Source organism: Mesobacillus sp., from assembly GCF_049588175.1.
Lineage (GTDB): Bacteria > Bacillota > Bacilli > Bacillales > Cytobacillaceae > Mesobacillus.
Genome location: NZ_JBAVFI010000152.1, coordinates 1 through 5422, shown reverse-complemented (window position 1 = coordinate 5422; position 5422 = coordinate 1). Strand labels below are relative to the sequence as shown.

The window sequence follows — 5422 nt, the reverse complement described above, 5'->3', positions numbered from 1 at the left end:
CTTGTTCTTCATATTCTATAGGTTCCATATATTTTACAGGGTTCTCGTAATTAGAATCTTCTCTGTAAGTTACATTCCCATGTCGTGCTGCGTGTCTTTGGGAATGGTACGTTCCGTTTCCTTCTGTTAAAGAGCGTTGGGAGGTGTTGGGTGTTAATTCATCATCATGGTTGAATCCGGTAGCAATCACCGTAATCATGATATTCTTATCAAGCTGTTCGTTAATGACGGAACCAAAAATCATATTTAATTCCTGGCCGGTTGCTTCGGCTACAATATCGGCTGCCTCTTGTACTTCATACAGGCTTATATCACTGCCGCCGGTTATATTCAACAATACACCCTTGGCTCCATCAATGGAGGTTTCAAGCAAGGGGCTGGAGATGGCTTTCTTCGCAGCTGCGACGGCACGGCCATCACCTGAGGCGACACCGATCCCCATTAGTGCTGTTCCTGGAAATGACATAATTGTTTTTACATCAGCAAAATCAAGGTTAATCAAACCTGGTACGGCAATTAAATCCGAAATACCTTGAACGCCCTGCCTGAGGACATTGTCCGCTTCACGGAAGGCTTCGAGCATTGGCGTTCTTTTGTCGACTACTTCCAATAAGCGTTCGTTTGGAATGATGATTAATGTGTTAACGGCTTTTTTCATCTCTTTAATTCCGGCTGCCGCATTTTGTGCACGTTTATTTCCTTCGAATTTGAATGGTCGTGTCACCACGCCAATTGTCAGAGCACCAACATCACGCGCGATTTGAGCAATAGCAGGGGCCGCTCCAGTACCCGTGCCTCCGCCCATACCAGCTGTCACGAAAACCATATCAGCGCCTTTTAGCACTTCCTGAAGTTCTTGCCTGCTTTCCTCGGCTGCCTTCCTGCCAATTTCGGGATTGGCGCCTGCACCCAATCCTCTTGTCAGCATATTACCGATCTGCATCTTGATTTCCGCTTTTGACATATTAAGCGCTTGTGCATCCGTATTAACAGCAATAAACTCTACACCTTGTACTCCATCTTCAATCATCCGGTTAACGGCATTATTTCCGCCTCCGCCCACACCGATCACTTTTACCGTAGCAAATTTATCTATATATGGATCCATATCAAACATCCCTTGTCCTCCTAATGATTTTTCTAAGTGTCCCTAATCATTCTTTCTCGATTTCTTCTATCATTATAGAATTCGTTTTATAGAGTCTTTTCCTGAAGGTTGTTAATGATTTGTAACTTTAAAGTAATAAAAGAGACAAGGGGAAGGTTCTGATTGCTGACACATAGTTGGCCCTTTTTTTAAACTTTGTTGCTTTAGAGCGGTCACTGGTTCGCCAATCTCCACCATTTTTATAAGAAGAAGGCACCTATTCGTCCCTAATTTCCCCCTGCAGCCAGTCCACAACAAAAAAGTATAGATGATATTAAAAGAGTGCTAGTGATAGCGCTTTCACTGGCTTTTTCCCTAGATATAATGGACTTGTAAGCACATAAATACAAGTTTGAAAGGGGAATGGGAATGAAGAAGGCTTGGAAATTGATATCTCTTATGCTGGTTGTCATGATGTTTACGGTCTTGGCTGCTGGATGTAACAACAGTGGAGGCGAGGTCAACGTCGGAATCGTGTTGCCTACAAAGGATGAGCCTCGCTGGGTGCAGGATGAGCAGCGATTCAAAGATGCTTTATCTGATACAAAGTATTCCACTGAAATTTTATTCAGCCAGGGATCTTCTGCAAAGGAAAAGGAAAACGTTGAAACATTGATTAACAAGGGCATCAAGGTTCTGATTATCAGCCCTCAGGATGGCGATGCTGCAGCTGCTGCAGTAGAAGCCGCTAAAAAGGAAGACATCACGGTTATTGCTTATGACCGTCTGATTACAAATACAGATGCTGTTGACTACTATGTAACGTTCGACAGCCTGGCTGTAGGTGCGGCACAGGCGCAATACTTGATCGACAATGCAAAGGGTTCTGACGTGCCGTTGTACTTATACGCAGGTGCTGCTTCTGACAACAATGCGTTCTTGTTCTTCGAGGGTGCATGGAAGGTGCTTCAGCCTAAGATTGCGGATGGCACATTCAAAATCGCTAATTCAAGCGAAGCTGAAGCATTGAAGGATACAGCAGAGCTTTCTCGTGACCAACTAAGCAAGATCCTAGGACAGGTTACTACAAACTGGGATGCAAACGAAGCGAAAAATAAAGCTCAAACACATTTGACTGCAGCAAGCGCTGATATGAAAGGCGATGTGGCTATTCTTGCACCAAACGACGGCACAGCTCGTTCAATCGCTGATGTTTTTGCAACAGATGGCGATGTTTCAAGCTTTGTGGTAACAGGACAGGATGCTGAAAAGGCGTCAATCCAATACATCATCGATGGCAAGCAATCTATGACTGTCTTCAAGGATGTACGTACTCTTGTAAAAGATGCAATCGATATGGCGGTTACAGTGCTGGATGGCAAAAAGCCTGAAACAACTGGCACATACGACAACGGCAAAGTCGATGTAAAAGCAAAACAGACGAACGTCATCGTTGTTGATAAGGAAAATGTGCAAAAAGAATTGATTGATTCTAAGTACTATAAGGCAGATGATTTTACAGGTTTGGAATAACACTAATTAAGGACATTTGATTTTTGCAAGTCAGTTGATTTGAGCGGAGAATCAACTGACGTGTTTAAACAGATCCAATATTTGCGCGGAATAGTGGCAGGGCATTCTGCCGCTATTTCGCAAATGCATCAGTTGTTTGGTTAAGGGAGGGATCAGGATGAGCGAATATATTTTGGAGATGAACCAGATATCCAAGGAGTTTACCGGGGTCAAAGCGCTCTCCGACGTTAATTTTAAAGTGAAAAAAGGCGAGATTCACTGTTTGATAGGGGAGAACGGAGCAGGGAAGTCTACCTTGATGAAGGTGACGAGCGGCGTGTATCCCTATGGCACATACGAGGGTGATATCGTTTTTGAAGGAGCTGTGCAGCAGTTTAATAGAATCAGTGACAGCGTGAATGCCGGCATCGCAATTATTTACCAGGAGTTAGCATTGTTCCCTGATCTTACGGTTTATGAAAATATTTTCGCAGGAAATGAAGTGAAGCGCGGCTCAATCGTCGACTGGAACCAGACCATCATGAAAGCGAAAGAATTGCTGAAAAAGGTGAAGCTGAATGTTAACCCGGAAACGCTTGTAAAGGATTTGAGTGTAGGGAAGCAGCAGCTGGTCGAAATCGCAAAAGCGCTAAGCAAAAACGTAAAACTTCTCATTCTTGACGAACCAACTGCCGCACTTAATGAAGACGACAGCGAAAACCTGCTGGAGTTATTGGGAGACCTGAAAAATCAGGGCATCACGAGCATTATGATCTCGCACAAGCTGAAGGAAGTTATTTCTATTGCCGATCAGGCGACGGTTCTCCGTGATGGCCGGACGATCTGTACCCTTGATGCTTCCAAAGGGGATGTTTCGGAAAGCATGATCATCAAGAATATGGTCGGCAGGGATATTGAAGATATTTATCCTAAGAGAGCGAACAAGACCTTCGGTGAAAAAATTCTTGAATTGAAAAATTGGTCTGCATACGATGTACAGCTTGGCCGCCAGGTTGTAAAGGATGCCAATCTCCATGTAAAAAAGGGTGAAATCATCGGGATAGCCGGATTGATGGGATCAGGGCGGACTGAACTGGCGTTAAGCATTTTTGGCAATCCGAAGTCTTACAAAGTTCAGGGAGATCTGCTGTTTGACGGTTCTGCAAGGAAGCTGAAGCATCCGAGAGCAGCCATCAAAGCGGGTATTGCCTACGTAACTGAAGATCGGAAGGGCGATGGCCTGTTTTTGCTTCAGGATATTAAAAGCAACGTTTCCGCCGCGCATCTGCAGGGTGTCTCAACAAATGGAGTCATAAATGATAATGAAGAAATAAAAGTCGCAACGAATTACAAAAAATCCTTAAACATCAAATCATCATCACTCGAGCAATTGGTCGGTAATTTAAGCGGCGGCAATCAGCAGAAGGTGTCTCTCGGAAAATGGCTGTTCGTTGGGCCGAAGCTCTTGATTCTGGATGAACCGACACGCGGGATCGATGTTGGGGCTAAATTCGAAATTTACACAATCATGAACAAGCTAATCAGCGAAGGCTTGAGCATCATCATGATTTCCTCGGAACTTGGCGAGGTGCTCGGGATGAGTGACCGAGTGTATGTCATGGCGGAAGGACAAATCAAAGGCGAGTTGTCCATAGCTGAGGCAAATCAAGAAAATATCATGCAGCTTGCTACGCAATAGGAGGTTATCCCTTTGAACTTTTTCACAGAACTTAGGTCGTTGGTCAAAGTAAATATACGTGACTACGGAATGTATATTGCACTGTTATTCATTATGCTTACCTTCTCACTCATGACGGATGGACTTTTCATGTCCTCACGTAATATCAGCAATCTGCTTGATTCAGCTGGATATATTGCAGTCCTGGCTGTAGGGATGACGCTGGTCATCGTTATCAGGCACATTGATTTGTCAGTTGGATTTTTGGCAGGTTTTCTCGGAGCGATTGCCGCGATTCTGCTCACGCAAGCAGGCGTGCCTATCTATTTAACGATTCCAATCATTCTTGTGCTAGGAATCATTATCGGAATGTTCAATGGCCTTTTGATCGCTCAGATCGGTATTCCTTCTTTTGTGGCTACGCTGGCAGGAATGTTGATTTTCAGGGGCGCTTTGCTTCAGGTGACGGAGAAATCCGGAACGATCATAATCAAGGACGAAAATTTCAATGCAATCGGAAATGGCTTCATTCCTTCTATCGTTGAAGTGAATGGCCTGCATTTGCTCTCGTTGATTGTGGGTATTGTTGGCATCATTTTATACATTTACAGTGAAATTTCTACGCGTAAAAATAAGCTTAAATACCAGTTTGAGGTTGTTTCTAAAGGCATCTTCACTCTGAAGCTAGTATTCGTATCAGCCATCATTGCCTATATAACTTGGATTCTCGCAGGCTATAACGGTTTCTCCTGGACGGTGGTCATCATGCTGCTTGTTGTTCTTGTCTATCACTTCCTGACCACAAAAACAGTGCTTGGCAGACATATTTACGCTGTCGGAAGCAACCCGGAAGCAGCACACCTAAGTGGAATCAACGTTAAGAAAATCACGTATATGGTATTCGGTTCAATGGGGATGCTTGCGGCGCTATCAGGTATTTTATTCACATCCCGTCTGCAATCGGCTACTACGACCGCAGGTACACTGTTTGAGCTTGATGCGATTGCGGCAGCCTATGTAGGCGGAGTTTCATCTGCAGGTGGTGTCGGCAAAGTAACGGGTGCGATTATTGGTGCAATCGTAATGGCCTCGCTTTCCAATGGGATGAACCTTTTAGGAGTAGGCATCTCCTATCAGTACATCAT

General features: G+C 44.3%; 4 protein-coding genes. 3 read left to right on the top strand and 1 reads right to left on the bottom strand.

The features are described 5' to 3' along the window. A partial coding sequence (gene ftsZ, locus WB217_RS03710) for a cell division protein FtsZ (RefSeq protein ID WP_423990755.1) occupies window positions 1-1117 on the bottom strand: 1117 nt, incomplete at its 3' end. A 399-nt stretch (window positions 1118-1516) separates the two neighbouring features. Here ftsZ and WB217_RS03705 point away from each other — a divergent pair. The 3 genes from WB217_RS03705 to WB217_RS03695 all read left to right on the top strand — a co-directional run. After that, window positions 1517-2620, top strand: coding sequence for a sugar ABC transporter substrate-binding protein (locus tag WB217_RS03705; RefSeq protein WP_423990753.1), 1104 nt, complete (start codon window positions 1517-1519; stop codon window positions 2618-2620). 157 nt (window positions 2621-2777) lie between these two features. Next, entirely contained in the window at window positions 2778-4298 is a 1521-nt protein-coding gene (locus tag WB217_RS03700) for an ATP-binding cassette domain-containing protein (RefSeq protein ID WP_423990751.1), read from the top strand. A gap of 12 nt (window positions 4299-4310) precedes the next feature. Next, a partial coding sequence (locus WB217_RS03695; RefSeq protein WP_423990749.1) for a sugar ABC transporter permease occupies window positions 4311-5422 on the top strand: 1112 nt, incomplete at its 3' end.

Bases quoted from the DNA above. Each gene is read 5' to 3' on its own strand.
- WB217_RS03705 (WP_423990753.1), top strand. From the start codon at position 1,517: ATGAAGAAGGCTTGGAAATTGATATCTCTTATGCTGGTTGTCATGATG.
- WB217_RS03700 (WP_423990751.1), top strand. From the start codon at position 2,778: ATGAGCGAATATATTTTGGAGATGAACCAGATATCCAAGGAGTTTACC.